Origin of the sequence: Desulfovibrio desulfuricans (genome assembly GCF_024460775.1) — a bacterium.
Classification (GTDB): Bacteria; Desulfobacterota; Desulfovibrionia; order Desulfovibrionales; family Desulfovibrionaceae; genus Desulfovibrio; species Desulfovibrio desulfuricans_E.
Genome location: NZ_JANFYZ010000001.1, coordinates 515016 through 533027, shown reverse-complemented (window position 1 = coordinate 533027; position 18012 = coordinate 515016). Strand labels below are relative to the sequence as shown.

Genomic DNA, 18012 nt, shown 5'->3' with positions numbered 1-18012 from the left:
ATCAGTTTTCGTAGTAGGAACGCAGGGGTTGGCTGCGAACGGGGTGGCGGAGCTTGCGCAGGGCCTTTGCCTCGATCTGCCGGATGCGTTCGCGCGTGACGTTGAAGAGCTTGCCCACTTCTTCAAGGGTGTGGTCGCTCTTTTCTGCAATGCCAAAGCGCTTGCGCAGCACCTGTTCTTCGCGCGGGGTAAGGTCGGCCAGCACGGCGGCAAGCTGCTCGGACAGCTTGGTATTGATGACTTCTTCAGCCGGTGCAACGGCCTTTTTGTCTTCAATAAAGTCGCCAAGGCTCGAATCTTCTTCATCACCAATGGGCGTCTCAAGCGAGATGGGCTCCTTGGCGATCTTGAGCACTTTTTTGACCTTTTCCACCGGGTATTCCATACGCTCGGCGATTTCCTCGGGTGTGGGGTCGCGCCCCAGTTCCTGCACAAGGTAACGCGAGGTGCGGATAAGCTTGTTGATGGTTTCGATCATGTGCACGGGAATGCGGATGGTGCGGGCCTGATCCGCGATAGCGCGGGTAATGGCCTGACGGATCCACCACGTGGCATAGGTCGAAAACTTGTAACCGCGCTGGTATTCAAACTTGTCCACGGCCTTCATCAGGCCGATGTTGCCTTCCTGAATGAGGTCAAGGAACTGAAGGCCGCGGTTGGTGTATTTTTTGGCAATGGAAACAACCAGACGCAGGTTGGAGCGGATCAGCTCCTGCTTGGCGCGCATGGCGGCGGTGTTGCCGCGCTTGATGCGCCACAGCACTTCTTCAAGATCAGTGACGTTATGGCAGCACTTTTCCTGGAGGCGGCTGAGAATTTCGATCTTGCCGATGATCATTTCCTTGAATGAAAACAGCTCGTCCACGCTCAGCTTGAGGTCGCGGGCCGCATCGTTGGGGTTGACCTCGCGTTTTTCAAGGCCATCAAACATGGCCTGAATTTCCGCCTGGGTGCGCCCGGTGGAAAGGATGTAGGCCGAGAGGTCGCGCTGGCAGTTGTGCATCTGGCGCACATAGTCCTCGACCGTTTCAATGATGCGGTCGATGAGCGTTTTTTCCAGCTTGATGTCGCGCAGGCGGGTGACGATCTCATCCTTGAAGCTGATGATTTCTTTCTGCACTGCGGTAACGCGGCGGTCCATGCAGGCGCAGGCGTCCAGCTTTTTGTAAATCTTGCGCTTCTTCTTGAAAGTCTGCTTGATTTCGTCCAGCAGCAGAATAACGCGGGTGCGCTGGTTCATTTCGTCTTCGCTGGGGTCGTCTTCTTCAATGGTTTTGACCACGTCCTTCAGTTTGACGCGGTTCTGGCGCAGGTCTTCGCCCACATTGATGAGTTCTTCAACGGCCACAGGCACTTCAACCAGGGCGTAGAGCACGTCCTGCTCGCCCATCTCGATCTTTTTGGCGATGACAACTTCGCCATCGCGGTCGAGCAGGGGCACGGCGCCCATTTCGCGCAGGTACATGCGCACGGGGTCGGTGCTGCGCGAGGAATAGTCTGCAGTGTCTTCGTCTTCGGACAGATCCAGCGAACCTTCGGTAATGTCTTCGTCAGTCTCGGTGGCGGCGGCGGAAATCTTTTTCCCGTCCTTTTCCGAGTCCACAATGACGATTTCGAGCTGTTCAAAGATGCCGATGATTTCCTCAAATTGCTCCGGCGTGCTCATTTCAACAGGCAGAGCCTTGTTGACCTCTTCAAAGGTCAGAAAGCCCGCGCCCTTGCCTTTGGCAATAAGGGATTGTATCTGCTGGATATCTTTAAGATTGCTCATGCCCTTTCTCCAAGGTTTCCTTAAGTGCGCGAAGATAATCCAAATCAGCTTCAAAGTCACCTATGCCTGTATTGGCCCGCATGGCAGCGGACAGGGAGGAGGCCTGAGCTGAGGCGTAGTATTGATCTAGCGACTGTCGCAATAATTCAAGTTCTTTTTCGCCGCTGTCGCATGGCGCGGCTTCCGGGCCGCGACATTTACACCAGAAGTTTTTTTCCCGTTCATCAAGCTGATGGAACACTTCTTCCGGGCCGTGGGTTTCAATCTTGTCCCACAGCCGCCGGGCGATGTCAGACCTCAAGGCAAGGTCAGCCCCCATTTCCTGCATATCGCGCAGGCGGTGGGGATACCGCACGGCAAACATCATTATTTCGCGGTCGCGTATGTTCTGGCGCGTCCGCGAGGCGGAGACCCCCTGTGGCTGGCCGTCTTTGCGTTGCCCCCGCGCCCCGGCAATGCCCTCGCGCAGGTCGGCTTCCGAAAGCTGCAAATGAGCCGCCAGCCGTGAAATGTAGGGACTGATCAGCTCTGGAATATCCAGCTGGCGCAAAAAATTGCGCGCCCATTCCACTGTTTCGCGCGGGGCCAGGGCCTTGAGCACGTCCACGCAAAAGCGCAGACCGTCCGGGGCCTGTGCCTGCAAGGCCTCAAAAGCCTCGGGGCCAGCGCCGCGCAGCAAACTGTCTATGTCTTCACCTTCGGGCATGATCACCACGCTGCACGAAAGGCCGCGCGTGAGCAGCATTTCGCACGAGCGCAAAGCTGCCTTGCGTCCGGCGCGGTCGCCGTCAAACAGCAGGGTCATTTGCGATGCAAAGCCCGAAAGGCGTTTTATCTGTTCAGGCGTCAGGGCCGTGCCCAGCACGCCAACGGCATTGTCGTAGCCGAACTGGTGCAGGGTGAGCACGTCCATGTAGCCTTCTGTCAACATGGCGCGTCCCTTGGTCACAATGCCGCGCCGCGCCTGCGCCAGCCCGTAAAGGTGCTCGCCCTTCTTGTAGAGGGGCGTGTCGGCGCTGTTGATATACTTGGCTTCTTCCTCATCGGCGATAATGCGCCCGCCAAAGGCGATTATCTGGTTGGAAAGACTCTTGATGGGAAAAATGAGCCGCCCGCGAAACCTGTCGTAGGGCCGCCCGCTGCTTGCCTGTCCTACAAGGCCGGCTTCTGCGGCCATGCGCATGTCAAAGCCCGCACGGCGCAGGGCATCAGCCAGCGACTGCCATTCGCGTCTGGCCCAGCCAAGGCCAAAGCGCTGTACTATCTCATCGCTCAAACCGCGTTTTTCTATATACCGCCTGCATTCTTCCGCCTCGGGGCTTTGCAGGGCCGAGGCAAAATGGCCTGCCGCAAGCTCGTACATGCGCAGCATCTGCTGCCGCGCCGAGCGCTGCTTGCGTTCCTGCCCGTCCCGCTGGGGATCACGCGGGCCGCGGTCAATGGTAATGCCAGCTTCCGCCGCCAGTTGTTCAAGCGTTTCCTTAAACTCCAGCCCGTTGATGCGGCTGTAAAAATCAAAAACATCGCCCGAGGCGTGGCAGCCGAAACAGTAAAAAAGCCCCTGATCTTCGTTGACGGAAAAGGACGGCTTGGTTTCCTGATGGAATGGGCAGGGCGCTACCCAGCGCGGCCCGTTGCGCTTCAGCTCAACATAGCGGCGCACCACGTCAACGATATTCAGGCGCTCTTTAATGACGCGGATTGCGTCCTTGGACTGCATGGGTCACACGCCCGTAATTAGCGAAAGGTTACTATGGTCATGCCATCGCCGCCCCGGTCTTCCGGCGCAAGGGCAAACTGCCCCACAGCCGGAAAACTCCGCAAAAAATCATGCACCTGACGGCGCAGCGCGCCCGTACCCCTGCCGTGTACCACTTCCACCTCTGAAAATCCTGCCAGCAAGGCCTTGTCCATAAAGCGTTCCAGCTCGGCCAGCGCCACATCCGCGCGCATACCGCGCATATCAAGGCGCAGGGATGCTGCCTCGTCACTGGCGGATGTGCGGCCCACAACGCCCCTGAGGGCGCTTTTGGAGGGGCTTGGCGCTGTCTGGCCCGGCACGCGCAGGGCCTTCATTTCTGCCCAGAGGTTCACGCCGTTCATTTCCAGCCGCACACGCCCGCGCCGTTCGTCCACATCGGTGATGACGCCGCGTTTGTTGAATACGGTGTGCAGCACTTCCTGCCCGGCCGTAAAGGTTTGGGGCTGGGGCAGCACGGACGCGCCTTCCGCAGTTTCATCCTGCGCGGGAGCCAGCGAGGCCCGCAGACGCGACATTTCCTTGAGCGCCTGCTTGTGGGTGGCGCGGCCTTCCTTCCAGGCGCGCATGAGGTCGCCAGCCTGTGCGCGAACCTCGTCGTGCAGGCGGAGGCGCTCCTTCTCAAGCTTTTCGCGCAGATCCTGCGTCTGGCGGCGGGTTTTATCCTGCTCGCGCTTGAGTTCCGCCAGCTCTTCCTCCCGCTTTGCGGCCAGATCATTGAGCCTGCCAAGCAGGGCCGTTGCGTCCTGCCCGTCCTGCAAAAGGTAATGCTCCGCCCTGCGTACAATGCTTTCGGCAAGGCCGTGCTCGCGCGCCACATCCAGCGCCTGACTGGCCCCGACCTGATCGTAAGCAAGCCGGAACAAAGGCTTTTTGCTTTGGGGATCAAAGAGCATGGAGGCCGCCCGTGCGCCTTCGCGCGTGAGGGCATAGCTTTTGAGCGCGGGGAAATGCGTTGCCGACAGAACAAAGGTATGTTTGTCCAGCAATTCGTCAAGTACGGCCTGAGCAAGGGCAGCGCCCTGGGCCGGGTCGGTGCCTGCGCCAAATTCGTCAAGCAGCACAAGGCTGCTGGCGTCCAGGTGCTTCCAGGCCTTGGCGAGGTGCTCGATCTGTGCGGTGAAGGTAGAAACATTGTCCGCAAGGCTCTGCTCGTCGCCGATAAAGGCATCCAGCCTGCTGAACCAGGGCATGTGCGAACCAGCGCCCACAGGCACGGGCAGGCCGCTCAGGGTCATGGCCGCAATGAGGCCAAGCGTCTTGAGGCATACGGTTTTGCCGCCCGCATTGCCGCCGGTGATGACCAGGGCGCGCTCGCCGGGGCGCAACACGATATCCAGAGGCCGCACCTTGCTGTGGGCAGCGGCGGCGGCCTTGGAGCCGTCCTTGCCGGATTCGGCCACGCGGTTGAGCATGAGCAGGGGGTGGCGGGCATCAAGAAGCTGAATGCCCTCCGCCACAGGGGTGAGGGGCAGCGGGCGGCCGTCAAAAAGGGCGGCAAGCCTGCGCTTGGCCTGCAAAACATCAAGCTGGGCCAGCAGCTCAAGGGCTGCGCGCGCGCCGGGCAGCTCCGCCTCAAGCAGGCTGCGCAGATAGACCAGAACCTTACGTTCTTCTTCGCGTTCTTCGCGCTTCAGTTCCTGAAGGCGGTTGTTGATCTCCACCAGAAACATGGGCTCAAAGTAGCAGGTCTCGCCCGTTTGCGACCAGTCGTGGATGATGCCCTGCATGCGGCCCTTGAAGTTGGCCTTGAGGGGGAGCACGTAACGGTCGGACGAGAGGGTCATGAACTCGTCTTGCAGATAGGCCAGCATGTTGTACTGCTGGGCAAAATCCTTGACCTTGCGCATGCAGCTCTGGTGCAGGCGGCGCAGTTCGCCGCGCAGGCGGTACAACTCGGGCGAGCTTTCATCGCGCAGCAGGCCATCGTCGGAAATGCAGCGCAAGAGGGCCGCGGTGAGCTGAACTGGCAGGGGAGAGCCATCGGCCATGGCCAGCAGGTGCGGCCAGCGGGTGGCGGCCTCAGGCTGGGCAATGGATGCGTGGGCGTCTCTGGCAAGGCGCAGCACCTCGCGCAGCGCCCAAAAGGCGTCTACATCGGGCTGAAAAGTGTGGGCGCGGCTGGTGGCCGCAGCGCGCAGCATGCCGCTGACATCGGGGAAGGAGCATACGCAGAAAACCGCGCCGCCTGCGGCAGGGCGGCTGGCCCAGTCGGCGGCTTCCTCATAGATGCGTGCGGCAAGCGTTACCGCCTCTGCATCGTCAAGGGGGGCAATGGCCCTGGCGCGTTCCCGGCCAACGCCGGAAAGGCACAATTCCGAAAGGTGATCTGCAATGCGGTGAAATTCTAGGGCGTTGAGCGTGCGGGCGTGAATCATGCGTGAACTGCCTTAAAGCATTGGGTTTGCGCGCAAAAAACGGCGCTTGCCCGTGGTGCGGAAAAAACATCGTGAGCCGTTGGGCAGCATGCCCTTGCGCAGCAGCAAAGCTACCCGGCAAGCGCAGCTGTAGCTGCGGCGCTTTCGGGCTGTCGCCCAAGGGGCGAAAGTGAGCTGCTCAAGGCTTTTTGCTCCAAAACGTGGCGACTCCCGCAAGATTGCATGCCAACTCAAAACGGGACACTGAAACGGGGTTTTCCCCCAGGTGGAAATGCGCCTGAAGCTACGGCTGGAGGCGTTTTTTGACGGCTTCCGAAAGAGCCTTGCCGTCTACACGGCCTTTGTGGCCCGCCATGATGGCAGAAATGACCTTGCCCATGTCCTTGGGGGAAGTTGCGCCCACTTCGGCCACGGTGGCGTCAATAAGGGCTGCAAGTTCTTCTGCCGAGAGGGGCTTGGGCAGGTATTCCTTGAGAATGACAAGCTCCGCCGCTTCCTTGTCGGCCAGATCGGTGCGGCCTGCTGCCGTGAACTGGTCGATGGAATCCTGCCGCTGCTTGCCTTCCTTGATGATGATATCAAGCATTTCTTCGTCGGCAAGGCTGCCGCCGGGGCGCTTGAGTTCCACCAGGCGATTCTTCACCGCCGTCTTGAGAAGGCGCAGCACGGTAAGGCGCACACTGTCCTTGGCTTTGTAGGCTTTGATATAGTCAACGTCGATCTGCTCAAAAAGCGTGGTGGTGACAGTCATGGCGGTGGTGGGGTGGAGGGTGGAGAAAAGCAGAAAACGCGGGAAGCCCGAGGGGCCTCCCGCATAACTGGCCGAATGAACGGAGCGATGGCTTTGCATCGCCCGGCCTGCCGTCTGCCGGGCAATGCCCTGCAAAGCGGCGCAAGGCATTGCTGCCTAGGCCATGTTCATCTTCCTGATCTTTTTCATCAGCCGCTTCCGGGCGGCGGCCTTCTTCTTTTTACGCATAACGCTGGGCTTTTCGTAGTGCTGGCGCTTCTTCATTTCAGAAAGAACGCCCGCCTTTTCTACCTGCTTCTTAAAGCGGCGCAGTGCGATGTCGAAGTTATAGTCGTCGTCGTTAAGAAAAACTCCGGGCAAGAAAATCACCCCCTTCGGCGGTGGGGCACAGCTCTAGACCATGGCCCGCAAAATATGAACTGCTCTTTTAGCCCGCACTTTAGAAAAAGGCAAGCCTCAAGTGCGGGAAAATGAATATTTTCCGCAAAAGGTGGCAGCTTTTCAAATTGCTGATCCCAGCGGCAAGGCAAAGGGGCATCTTGCAGGGGTGCATCGGGTGCATCGCTGGCGAGGTGGTTCTTTGCCTTGCCGTTGGGCAAAAGCATTCGGCAACAGCCTTGCGGCTGCTGACGCAAATCAAAAAGCCGCTATGCCAGAGGCATAACGGCTCAAGCTTAATTCAGGGAGTCCTTAAGCATTTTGCCGGGACGGAATTTGAGAATTTTGCAGGCGGGAATGGTCAGCGTATCGCCGGTGCGCGGGTTGCGCCCCTGGCGAGCCTTGCGGGTTTCTACCGCAAAGGTGCCAAAACCCGTGAGGGTCAGTTTGGACTCTTTTACAAGAGCGTCTTCCACAGAAGCAAGAAAAGCATTGAGGGCACGCTCGGCGGCAGCCTTGGTCAGGTTTGCCTTGGCGGCGATTTTTTCAACCAGATCAGCTTTAGTCATCAGCACATCCTCCTGAAAATTCCCCGGCTTGAGTTGTTCTGCCAGCAAGCTCAGGCGGCAAATGCCGCCAAGCGTTACGTTTTAAAAGACAGTGCGTAAACTCAAAACTTTTTATGCATTATTGTCAAGCTGCTCGGCCCAAAAAGCGGCTAGAGCCTGAAAATCTTTGTTGGCAAGGGCTTCAGGCCGCAGGCTTGGGTCGATGCCAGTTTTTTCCAGCGCGGCCTCAAGCCCGGGCTGACCGCTGCGCCTGAAAACGCCGCCAAGCTGTTTGCGGCGCTGCTGAAAGCACACGCGCAAGAGCCGCGCCAGCACTTCGGGGTGGGCCGGCCTGCGCTCCGGCGGCAGGGGATCAAAAGAAAGCACTGCAGAATCCACCTTGGGCGGCGGGCTGAAAGCCCCCGGCCCCACAATAAATTCCATGCGCGGGCGGGCGTAGCTTTGCACCCAGACAGAAAGCGCGCCGTAGTGGTTGGTGTTGGGCTGGGCAGCCAGCCGCTGGCCCACCTCTTTTTGCACCATAAAGGCAGCGCGCTGCCAGCCCGTTGCGCGCGAAACAATGTCCCATATGAGGGGCGAGGCTACGTTGTAGGGTAGGTTGCCTATGATCTTCCACGGTTTTTCAGGCGTGATGCGCCGCCAGTCAAAACGCAGGGCATCGGTCAGCACCGCCTGGGTGCGGGCCTCGCCAAGGCGCTGGCGCTCAGCCGCCCAGTGGCGGTCTTTTTCAAGCAGCAAAAGGCGGGCGTGGGGCTGCTCCTCGATGGCGCGGGTGAGCGCGCCGGGGCCGGGGCCGATCTCAAGCACCATGTCTTCGGGCTTGGGCAGCAGCAGCATGGCGATGCGGCGGCAGATATCCTCGCGCTTCAAAAAGTGCTGGCCGAGGCTTTTTTTTGCGCGGGGCTGGCCGTGTGTGGATTCTTGGTGCTGCATGGTTCCTCAGGGCAGATCAAAGCGGTCAAAGGTCATTACCAGCCCGGCGCGGCCCTGTGTGGCCGAGCGCAGGGAGGTGGAAAAGCCGAACAGGCGGCGCAGGGGGGCGGCGCCGCGCAGGGTTTTGCGCCCGCCGTGGTCTTCCATATCCTCAACCTTGCCGCCGCAGGTGGTGAACAATGTGATGGACGCGCCGAGGAAGTCTTCCGGCACGGTAATTTCCACGCGCATCACAGGCTCAAGCACCACGGGAGTTGCCGCTGCCAGCGCCTCGCGCAGGGCTTGTCCGGCGGCCATACGACAGCCGGGAACCGTTGTCAGGCCTTCCTGCCTGTCCACAGCCGTGAGGGTTACGGCCACGTCTTCAATGGGGTAGCCTGTCAGATCGCCGCATTGCAGGGCATCGCGCACGCCTTCAAGGGCGGCGTCCAGGTATACCCTGGGCAGAATTTTGCGGGCTTCGGCGGCATCCTGCGGCAAAAAGTCGCCCACTTCAACCACATTGCCAGTGCCTCGGGCGCGCGGCGCAACACGCAGGGCCGCTGAGCCCTGATGGCGCTCCTTGCCCATTTCACGGTCAAAGACAGCGGCTGCCTCGGCCTCCTTGCGCACGGTTTCGCGCAGCACAACCTGCGGATTGCCCGCGCGGGGGCTGATGCCGTATTCGCGCTGCATGCGCTCCAGCAGAACGTCCAGATGCAGCTCGCCCATGCCGGAAACCATGCGGGAGCCTGTGTCGTCATCCAGCCGCGCCAGCAGGGTGGGGTCTTCTTCCGTATAGCGCGCCAGCGCTTCGTCCAGAATCTTGCCTTCGTCCGCATTGCGGGGTTCCAGCGCAAGGGTGATGACGGGCGCGTAGGCATCTATGCTTTCCAGCGCAAGCTGTCGCTCGCGGGCAGTATAGGTTTCGCCCGTATGCCCGCGCAGGCCCACCACGACCACGATTTCGCCCGCCTCGGCGCATTCCACCTGCTCCCGCCTGTCGGCATGGGGGCGGTAGATGCGGCCCAGGCGGTCATCCTTGCCGCTGGCGGTATTGCGCAGGCTTTCGCCCTCGCGGATGCGGCCCGCGTACATGCGTACAAAGGCCAGCTTGCGGCCATTTTCCATGAGCACTTTAAAAACCAGCGCCGCAGCGGGGGCATTGGGCGTTGCTTCCACAATGATTTCCCGACCATCGGCATCATGCCCCACCGGGGCGGGGACATCGGCGGGCGAGGGCAGCAGGGCGCACACGGCATCAAGCACGGGCTGCACACCCATGTTGCGCAGGGCAGAGCCGCAGAAAACAGGCGTGAGCGTGCGGGCCAGCGTGGCGCGCCGCAGGGCGGCGTTGATGTCGGCCAGGGTGAAGGTGCCTTCCAGATAGGGTTCCACAAAAGCATCGTCCGCCTCGCCAAGCTTTTCCAGCAGAATTTCGCGCCAGGGGGCGGCGATGGCGGCTTCTTCTTCCGTAAAGGGCGCGCGGTGTACGGTCTGGCCCTGATCCGCCGGGTCAAAGGTCAGGCTTTGCTCGTTCACAAGGTCAAGCACGGCGCGGAAATCTTCGCCCTGCCCAAGGGGGATGGTCACGGCAACGGCATTGGTTTGCAGGCGCTGGCGCATGGCCTCGAGCACTGCCTTAAAATCCGCGCCCAGACGGTCTATCTTGTTGATAAAGGCGATCTTGGGAACGTTGAAATCTTCCGACTGCCGCCACACGGTTTCCGACTGCGGCTCAACCCCGCCCACGGCGCAGAACACGCCCACGGCACCGTCCAGCACGCGCAGGGCGCGCTCCACCTCAATGGTAAAGTCCACATGGCCGGGCGTGTCGATGAGGTTGATGGTATTTTCGCCCCACTGGCAGGTGGTGCAGGCCGACATGATGGTGATGCCGCGCTCCTGCTCCTCCGGCATGTAGTCCATGGTGGCCGAGCCGTTGTGCACTTCGCCCATGCGGTGGATTTTGCGGCTGTAGAACAGCATGCGCTCGGAAAGCGTGGTTTTGCCCGCGTCGATATGGGCAATAATGCCTATGTTGCGGATATGCTTGATGCTGGGCATGGCTTTGCTCCCAAGGCGAGGTGTTTCTGAATGATTACGGCTTTTTCAGGCGCAGGGCAAGGCTGGCCGCCGTAGCTTCCCCATGCTGTGCGGGGAGGCTGGGCAGTCAGCGTGCAAAGAAGCTTTGGCGAAGATTCAATTAAGAACGCCCGATGGCTTTGCGCAGTGCCTGGCGTGAATTTGCGCGGGTTACAGCAGCCCGAATGCCTGCCGCTGCACGCGGAAGAAGTCGGGCGTGAGGCCGGGGTGCAGCCAGAAGCCCTCGCAGCCCGGCGTGAACGCGGGCGCGCCACTATAGGGGAATGGCCCGGTGCGGCGCTCGCGGCAATGCCCAAGGGCGGCCACGGGCGCAAGATAGGTGGCGTCAGGAGTGAGGCGCAAGGATGTGTCGAGCGCTGTTTCCAGAGCCTCGGCCTGCGCAAAGGCCAGCGCTTCAAGGTCAAAGGCTTCGGGCTTGGGCAGGCACAGGATGGGCGAACGCCGCTCCTCGTAACAGGGCAGCTCCAGCGCCCGTGCTGCTCCGGCCACGCCGTCCAGTTCGCCCCTGTGCAGCAGCACCAGCCGCCCCGGCCCTGGCTGGGTTTCTTCCAGCAGGGTGCAGAGGCTTGCGCTGTCCATAACAAAGATGTCTTCCACGCCAGCCAGCTCCAGCGTGACCAGAGCATTCCTGCTGGGTGCGCCGCCCACGCACACTGCCCCCACAAGGGGCACGCCGCCAAGCAGGGCGGGCATGCAGGCCGCCGCAAGGCGGGCCGCCGCGGCGTATGCGGGCGTAAAGGCAATGACCGCCCAGGGCGCGGGGTGCGCGATGGAACGCCGCCAGAAGCCCAGATGCGCGTTGCGCACCTCGTTGCGCTGGCTGGTGGTGGACTCGCCAAAGTGCATGTGGGCCAGAGCCAGCCCTGTTTTGACTGCGGCGCGCAGGGGAGCAGGCGTGGCCTCATAGGCCTCTGCGGCGAGGTCGTCGTCAAGCCGCGCGTCTTCGGCCCACTGGGGCCAGCTCACGGCGGAGGGGGCTTCCGCCTCCACATCCTGCCGGTTGTCTATATCAAAAATGGACATGGCGTTCGGCTCCGTGCTCAGTTTTCCTCGCCAAGATTCTGCCCAAGCCACTGGTGGATCTGTTCAAGCTGTGTTTCCACAGAGCGGGGCCCGGTACCGCCAGGGGTTTCGCGGCGGCTCACGGCTGCGGCATACTCCAGAATGGCAAAAACCGAGTCGTCAATGCGTGGTTCAAGGCTCTGGAGTTCGCCAAGAGTGAGGTCTTCAAGGCCTTTGCCAGCCTTTTCGGCCATGGCCACGGCCTGACCTGTGATGTGGTGCGCCTCGCGGAAGGGAATACCCTTGCCCACGAGGTAGTCCGCCAGCTCGGTGGCGTTGAGGAAGCCAGCCTTGCAGGCCTCGCGCATGCGGTCGGTGCGGAAGGTCAGTTCTTCCAGCATGCCCGCCATGAGGCGCAGCGATGCTTCAACAGTGCGGTCGGCGTCAAGAAAGCCTTCCTTGTCTTCCTGCATGTCGCGGTTATAGGCAAGGGGCAGACCCTTCATGACCGTGAGCAGGCCCGTGAGCGCGCCATAGACGCGCCCGGTCTTGCCGCGCATGAGTTCGGCCACGTCTGGGTTTTTCTTTTGCGGCATGATGGACGAGCCAGTGGAATAGCCGTCAGAAAGGCGCACAAAGCCAAAGGCTGGGTTGGCCCAGAGGATGATTTCTTCGCACAGGCGCGAGAGGTGCATCATGATGGTCGAGCCGTCAAAAAGGGCTTCAAGCACAAAATCGCGGTCAGAAACGGCGTCCATGGAGTTGCCGTAAATTTCTGCAAAACCCACCTCGTCCGCAACGCTCTGGGGGTCGAGAGGGTAGGTAGTTCCGGCAAGGGCGGCAGCGCCCAAGGGCGAAATGCGCACGCGCTCAAGGGTGTCTTCAAGCCGCATGGCATCGCGGCGGAACATCCAGGCATAGGCCAGCAGGTGGTGGGCAAGGCTCACGGGCTGGGCCGGTTGCAGATGGGTGCAGCCGGGCAGGATGTCCGTCTTGTGCTCCGCGGCCTTGTCGGCCAGCACAGAGCACAGCAGGGCCGCGCGCTGACGCCAGGTTTCTAGGCGGTCGGCCACAAAGAGGCGGAAGGTCAGGCCCACCTGATCGTTGCGGCTGCGGCCAGTGTGCAGTTTTTTGCCCACATCGCCCACAAGCTCGGTGAGGCGCGCTTCAATATTCATGTGCACGTCTTCCAGCTCGGGCTTCCACACAAAGTTGCCAGCTTCGATTTCTTCGCGCACACGGTCCAGACCGTTGACCAGAATCCGCGCCTCGTTCTGGCTGATGACGCCCTGACGGCCCAGCATGCGGGCATGCGCCTGTGACGCGCGGATATCCTGGGCGTAGAGCGCCCTGTCGTAGGATTGCGAATCCGTATACTGGGCCACGGCTTCCTTGGGGCCTTCGGCAAAGCGGCCGCCCCAGCTCTGGTTGGTCTTCATGGTCTGTCCGTTTTCTGTAAAAAATGAATCGGGGGAAGCCGCGTTGCTCGTGGCTAACGCCGCTTCCCCCGGAACCTGTCCCGTCAAATCTCTGCAAAACATGCGGCAATGCCGCCAAAGGCCGAGCCCGGGATGGCGCAGGCTCCGGAGAAAGCGCCCGATATTCCACAACCCCTCATGCCGCTTCACGAATAAGGCGGCATGCGGGGCGTTTCAGTCTACTTGCCGAGCTTGCTCTGCACAGCGGCGTGCAGGCGCAGGCGCAGGCTGTTGAGGCGGATAAAGCCAGCGGCATCCTTGTGATCGTAGTTGCCGCCTTCAAAGGTGGCCAGATCTTCGGAGAAGAGCGAATTGGGGGAGGTGCGGGCCAGGGGCCACACGCCGCCCTTGTAGAGTTTGGCGCGCACGGTGCCGGTGACGCATTCCTGCGACTTGTCCATAAAAGCCTGCATGGTTTCGCGCTCGGGCGAATACCAGAAGCCATTGTACACGCACTGGGAGTAGCGCACGGCCAGCATGTCGCGGATGCCGAGCAGTTCGCGATCCATGCAGATGCCTTCAAGGTCGCGATGCAGGGCAAACAGCAGGGTACCGGCGGGGTTTTCGTACACGCCGCGGCACTTCATGCCCACAAAGCGGTTTTCGACCATGTCGTCGCGGCCAATGCCGTTACGTCCGGCCATTTCGCTGAGGGTCTTGATGATGGCGGCGGGGGAGAGGCGCTGACCGTTGACGGCCACAGGGTTGCCCTGCTCGAAATCCACACTGATGATCTCGGGGGTGTCGGGCGCTTCTTCCACGGGCACGCAGCGCTGATGGCACGAGGCATCGGGCGCGCTGCCGGGATTTTCCAGCTCGCTGCCTTCAAAGCTCGTGTGCATCATGTTGGCGTCCATGCTGTAGCGCTTGGCTTCGCTGGAGATATGGATGCCGTGCTTTGCGGCAAAGGCCGTGAGGGCCGTGCGCGACATGAGATCCCATTCGCGCCAGGGGGCGATGACCTTGAGATCGGGCGCAAGGGCGCTGACGGCAAATTCAAAACGCACCTGATCGTTGCCCTTGCCGGTTGCGCCGTGGGCCACGGCGTCCGCGCCTTCCTTGCGGGCGATGTCCACAAGGGCCTTGGCGATGAGCGGGCGGGCGATGGAGGTGCCCAGCAGATAGCGGTTTTCATAGCGGGCAGCGCCGCGCATCATGGGGAATACAAAGTCCTTGGCCATTTCTTCGCGCAGATCAAGCACGTATGCCTTGGAAGCGCCAGTCTTGAGCGCTTTTTCTTCCACGCCAGTGAGGTCTTCGGGCTGGCCCAGATCGGCGGTAACGGCAATGACTTCACACTTGTAGGTCTCAATGAGCCATTTAAGGATAACGGAAGTATCAAGCCCGCCCGAATAGGCGAGGACGACTTTTTTTACATTCTGCATGTGGTGCTCCCCTTGTGGATTCAAGGGAAAAATTATTGCGCAAAAAAAACTGCGAGGCAAGGGCTTTGTGCCTCCGGCATGCCGCACGGACAGGGTAAAACCCTCTGATACTGGCCTGGCGGGCGCGCGGCGGCAGCCCTGCAAGGGTGTGTATTCATTTGGCCGAAGGAAAAACTTGACTTTTATACCAGCTGTGGAATAAAAACAATCGTTTTATGCAAATCGGCGCGCCTGTGCCGCGTCATTACCTCTGATCTCAAAATCCGCAGGAAAGTTCAATGCCCAAGCGTTCGGATTTACACAAAATTCTTGTCATCGGCGCGGGCCCCATCATCATCGGCCAGGGCTGCGAGTTTGACTACTCCGGTTCCCAGGCCGTGAAGGCCCTCAAGGAAGAAGGGTATGAGGTGGTACTGGTCAATTCCAATCCGGCTACCATCATGACCGATCCACATATGGCTGACGCCACCTATGTGGAACCCATCGAGCAGGAGACCCTTGCCGCAATCATCCGAAAAGAACGCCCCGATGCGCTCTTGCCTACGCTTGGCGGTCAGACGGCTTTGAACGCCGCTCTTGGGCTTGCCAAGAGCGGCGTTTTGGCGGAATGCGGCGTTGAGCTCATCGGCGCGCGCGCCGACGTGATTGAAAAGGCAGAAAGCCGCGAGCTTTTCCGCGAAGCCATGGAAAAGATTGGCCTCAAAATGCCCGCCAGCGGCATTGCCCGCACCATCGATGAAGCGCGCCAGCTCGGCAACGTGCTGCCCTTCCCGCTGATCATCCGCCCGGCCTTTACGCTCGGCGGCACCGGCGGCGGTGTGGCCTACAACATGGAAGACCTGGAAGCCATTGCCGCCAGCGGCCTTTCGGCCAGCCCCACCTCTGAAGTCATGATTGAACAGAGCGTGCTTGGCTGGAAAGAAATCGAAATGGAAGTGATGCGCGACACCAAGGACAACTGTGTCATCATCTGCGCCATTGAAAACTTTGATCCCATGGGTGTGCACACGGGCGACTCCATCACCGTGGCCCCGGTGCAGACCCTCTCTGATGCCGAATACCAGAACCTGCGCGACGCCTCCATTGCCATCATGCGCGAAATCGGCGTGGAAACGGGCGGCAGTAACGTGCAGTTCGGCCTCAATCCGGCCAACGGCGAGATTGTGGTTATCGAAATGAACCCCCGCGTGTCGCGCTCGTCCGCGCTGGCCTCCAAGGCCACGGGCTTCCCCATTGCCAAAATCGCCGCCAAGCTGGCCGTGGGCTACACCCTTGATGAACTGCGCAACGACATCACCCGCGAGACCGTGGCGAGCTTTGAACCCGCCATCGACTACTGCGTGGTGAAGATCCCGCGCTTCACCTTTGAAAAATTCCCCGGCGCCAAGGACGAGCTCACCACCTCCATGAAGAGCGTGGGCGAGGCCATGAGCATTGGCCGCACCTTCAAGGAAGCCTTGCAGAAGGGCCTGCGCTCCATGGAAATCGGCGCAACGGGCCTTGGCTATAGCTTCCGCTCCGAGCTGCCCGACCGCGAAACCATTCTGGAATCCTTGCACCGCCCCAACTCCAAACGCATCTTTTCGCTGCGGCAGGCCATTGTGGCTGGCATCAGCGAAGAAGAAATCTTTGCGGTTTCCGCCATTGATCCATGGTTCATCCGCCAGGTGCGCGACATTGTGGAGATGGAAAAGCGCATCAGCAACTTTGGCCTCGCCAACGACATGACCACGGCCAACGCCGCTCTTGCCGACATGCTGCGCGAAGCCAAGGAATACGGCTTCTCCGACCGCCAACTGGCGGAAATGTGGAAGATGCCCGAGGCAGACATCCGCCGCATGCGCAAGGAAATGCACGTGGAGCCCACCTATTATCTGGTGGACACCTGCGCTGCGGAATTTGAGGCCTACACCCCCTATTTCTACTCCACCTACGAGCGTGGCGAAGAAATCAAGGTGGAAGACCGCCGCAAGGTGCTCATTCTTGGCGGCGGCCCCAACCGTATCGGTCAGGGCATCGAGTTTGACTACTGCTGCTGCCACGCCTCCTTCGCCCTGCGCGATGCGGGCGTGATGGCCATCATGGCGAACTCCAACCCCGAAACCGTTTCCACAGACTATGATACCTCGGACAGGCTCTACTTTGAGCCGCTGACCTTCGAGGATGTGATGAACATCGTGGAAAAGGAAAAGCCCGAGGGCGTCATCGTGCAGTTTGGCGGCCAGACCCCGCTGAATCTTGCCGTGCCGCTCATGCGCGCTGGCGTGCCTATTCTAGGCACCAGCCCGGACGCCATTGACCGCGCCGAAGACCGCGAACGCTTCCAGGCGCTCATTGAAAAGCTTGCGCTGCTCCAGCCGCCGAACGGTACGGCCATGAGCCTTGAAGACGCGCTTGAAGTGGCCGAACGCATCACTTACCCCGTGGTTGTACGGCCCAGCTACGTGCTCGGCGGCCGCGCCATGGCTGTGGTGTATGACGCTGCAGAACTGAAGGATTACTTCCACACCCAGGTTCCGCAAAAGCCGGAACACCCCATTCTCATCGACAAGTTCCTTGAGCATGCGGTGGAAGTGGACGTGGACGCGCTTTCGGACGGCAAGGAAGTGTACGTGGCGGGCATCATGGAACACATCGAGGAAGCCGGCATCCACTCCGGCGACTCGGCCTGCGTGCTGCCCTCGTACTCGCTTTCTTACGACCACGTGGCCCGCATTGCGGTGCAGGCCGAGGCCCTTGCCCGCGAACTCAAGGTCGTGGGCCTGATGAACATCCAGTTTGCCATCAAGGGCGATGATATCTATATACTGGAAGTAAACCCGCGCGCTTCGCGTACCGCGCCCTTTGTGTCCAAGGCCACGGGCGTTCCCCTGCCGTACCTGGCAACCCAGGTCATGCTGGGCAAAACGCTTGAGGAACTGGACCCCTGGAGCATGCGCAAGGGCGGATTCACCTGCGTCAAGGAAGCTGTGCTGCCTTTCCAGCGCTTCCCCGGCGTGGACGTGATTCTCGGACCAGAAATGCACTCCACCGGCGAAGTCATGGGCATGGGCTCCAACTTCGGCGAGGCCTTCCTCAAGAGCCAGCTTGGCGCTGGTCAGGTGCTGCCGCAGGGGGGCAAGCTCTTCCTGTCGGTCAACGACCGCGACAAACCCTATCTGCCCGAAGTGGCGGATATGTTTGCCAAGCTTGGCTTCCACCTGCTGGCAACGCGCGGCACGGCTGCCGTGCTGCGTGAGCACGGGCTTGAAGTGGAAGAAGTGCTCAAGGTTTACGAAGGGCGGCCCAACATTGTGGACCTGCTCATCAATCATGAGGTGGCTCTGGTCATCAACACGGCTTCGGGCAAGCATACGGCCAGGGATTCCAAGGCCATTCGCCACGCGGCCCTGACATACAAGGTTCCTTACTGCACCACCATCGCCGCAGCGCGCGCCACGGCCACGGCCATTGGTTCGCGGCGGGCAGAGACCCATGTGGAAAGTTTGCAGGAATACTACGCGCGGGAAGCGCGGGGGTAAGT

At 60.7% G+C, this 18012-nt stretch carries 13 protein-coding genes; 2 read left to right on the top strand and 11 right to left on the bottom strand.

Annotation, left to right across the window (positions count from 1 at the left end):
- Position 1: 1 nt before the first annotated feature.
- The 5 genes from rpoD to rpsU all read right to left on the bottom strand — a co-directional run bounded on the left by rpoD (position 2) and on the right by rpsU (position 7019).
- Positions 2 to 1771: an RNA polymerase sigma factor RpoD gene (gene rpoD / locus NE637_RS02215; protein ID WP_192111956.1), complete on the bottom strand. Its 1770-nt coding sequence runs from the start codon at positions 1769 to 1771 to the stop codon at positions 2 to 4.
- A complete protein-coding gene (dnaG, locus tag NE637_RS02210) occupies positions 1758 to 3491 on the bottom strand; it encodes a DNA primase (RefSeq protein ID WP_227117933.1) in 1734 nt (577 codons plus the stop codon). Before dnaG ends, rpoD begins: the two co-directional genes overlap by 14 nt.
- 17 nt (positions 3492 to 3508) lie before the next feature.
- Entirely contained in the window at positions 3509 to 5908 is a 2400-nt protein-coding gene (locus NE637_RS02205; protein WP_227117932.1) for an endonuclease MutS2, read from the bottom strand.
- 283 nt (positions 5909 to 6191) lie between these two features.
- Positions 6192 to 6659, bottom strand: a complete 468-nt coding sequence (locus tag NE637_RS02200) for a GatB/YqeY domain-containing protein (protein WP_192112096.1) — start codon at positions 6657 to 6659, stop codon at positions 6192 to 6194.
- Between the two features lie 156 nt (positions 6660 to 6815).
- Positions 6816 to 7019, bottom strand: coding sequence for a 30S ribosomal protein S21 (gene rpsU / locus NE637_RS02195; protein ID WP_183718206.1), 204 nt, complete (start codon positions 7017 to 7019; stop codon positions 6816 to 6818).
- Positions 7020 to 7119: 100 nt separating this feature from the next.
- Here rpsU and NE637_RS02190 point away from each other — a divergent pair, with 100 nt between their 5' ends.
- Positions 7120 to 7323 (top strand): hypothetical protein, encoded by a 204-nt coding sequence (locus tag NE637_RS02190; protein WP_227117931.1) that lies wholly within the window; start codon positions 7120 to 7122, stop codon positions 7321 to 7323.
- 10 nt (positions 7324 to 7333) lie between these two features.
- Here the strand turns inward: NE637_RS02190 and NE637_RS02185 are convergent, their stop codons facing one another.
- From NE637_RS02185 to NE637_RS02160, 6 genes are all read right to left on the bottom strand, one after another.
- Positions 7334 to 7606, bottom strand: a complete 273-nt coding sequence (locus NE637_RS02185) for an HU family DNA-binding protein (protein ID WP_022659306.1) — start codon at positions 7604 to 7606, stop codon at positions 7334 to 7336.
- Between the two features lie 111 nt (positions 7607 to 7717).
- Positions 7718 to 8539 carry a 16S rRNA (adenine(1518)-N(6)/adenine(1519)-N(6))-dimethyltransferase RsmA gene (rsmA, locus tag NE637_RS02180; protein ID WP_227117930.1) on the bottom strand — a complete coding sequence of 274 codons (822 nt, stop codon included), beginning with the start codon at positions 8537 to 8539 and terminating at the stop codon, positions 7718 to 7720.
- A gap of 6 nt (positions 8540 to 8545) precedes the next feature.
- The gene (fusA, locus tag NE637_RS02175) at positions 8546 to 10585 is read right to left on the bottom strand and encodes an elongation factor G (RefSeq protein ID WP_227117929.1); all 2040 of its coding nucleotides are present in this window, start codon (positions 10583 to 10585) and stop codon (positions 8546 to 8548) included.
- A 189-nt stretch (positions 10586 to 10774) separates the two neighbouring features.
- The gene (locus tag NE637_RS02170; protein WP_192111950.1) at positions 10775 to 11647 is read right to left on the bottom strand and encodes a hypothetical protein; all 873 of its coding nucleotides are present in this window, start codon (positions 11645 to 11647) and stop codon (positions 10775 to 10777) included.
- A gap of 17 nt (positions 11648 to 11664) precedes the next feature.
- Positions 11665 to 13065: an argininosuccinate lyase gene (gene argH / locus NE637_RS02165; RefSeq protein WP_215647867.1), complete on the bottom strand. Its 1401-nt coding sequence runs from the start codon at positions 13063 to 13065 to the stop codon at positions 11665 to 11667.
- 218 nt (positions 13066 to 13283) lie between these two features.
- The gene (locus NE637_RS02160; protein WP_192111948.1) at positions 13284 to 14489 is read right to left on the bottom strand and encodes an argininosuccinate synthase; all 1206 of its coding nucleotides are present in this window, start codon (positions 14487 to 14489) and stop codon (positions 13284 to 13286) included.
- Between the two features lie 278 nt (positions 14490 to 14767).
- Between NE637_RS02160 and carB the strand changes: the two genes are divergently transcribed.
- Complete coding sequence (carB, locus tag NE637_RS02155) at positions 14768 to 18010, top strand: carbamoyl-phosphate synthase large subunit (protein WP_215647868.1); 3243 nt, start codon at positions 14768 to 14770, stop codon at positions 18008 to 18010.
- The last annotated feature ends 2 nt before the right edge of the window (positions 18011 to 18012 follow it).

What these genes read in the sequence shown, in the direction of transcription:
- rsmA (WP_227117930.1), bottom strand. Translation starts at nt 8,539, where the DNA reads ATGCAGCACCAAGAATCCACACACGGCCAGCCCCGCGCAAAAAAAAGC.
- dnaG (WP_227117933.1), bottom strand. Translation starts at nt 3,491, where the DNA reads ATGCAGTCCAAGGACGCAATCCGCGTCATTAAAGAGCGCCTGAATATC.
- NE637_RS02185 (WP_022659306.1), bottom strand. Translation starts at nt 7,606, where the DNA reads ATGACTAAAGCTGATCTGGTTGAAAAAATCGCCGCCAAGGCAAACCTG.
- carB (WP_215647868.1), top strand. Translation starts at nt 14,768, where the DNA reads ATGCCCAAGCGTTCGGATTTACACAAAATTCTTGTCATCGGCGCGGGC.
- fusA (WP_227117929.1), bottom strand. Translation starts at nt 10,585, where the DNA reads ATGCCCAGCATCAAGCATATCCGCAACATAGGCATTATTGCCCATATC.
- NE637_RS02160 (WP_192111948.1), bottom strand. Translation starts at nt 14,489, where the DNA reads ATGCAGAATGTAAAAAAAGTCGTCCTCGCCTATTCGGGCGGGCTTGAT.
- rpoD (WP_192111956.1), bottom strand. Translation starts at nt 1,771, where the DNA reads ATGAGCAATCTTAAAGATATCCAGCAGATACAATCCCTTATTGCCAAA.
- NE637_RS02170 (WP_192111950.1), bottom strand. Translation starts at nt 11,647, where the DNA reads ATGTCCATTTTTGATATAGACAACCGGCAGGATGTGGAGGCGGAAGCC.
- NE637_RS02200 (WP_192112096.1), bottom strand. Translation starts at nt 6,659, where the DNA reads ATGACTGTCACCACCACGCTTTTTGAGCAGATCGACGTTGACTATATC.
- NE637_RS02205 (WP_227117932.1), bottom strand. Translation starts at nt 5,908, where the DNA reads ATGATTCACGCCCGCACGCTCAACGCCCTAGAATTTCACCGCATTGCA.
- argH (WP_215647867.1), bottom strand. Translation starts at nt 13,065, where the DNA reads ATGAAGACCAACCAGAGCTGGGGCGGCCGCTTTGCCGAAGGCCCCAAG.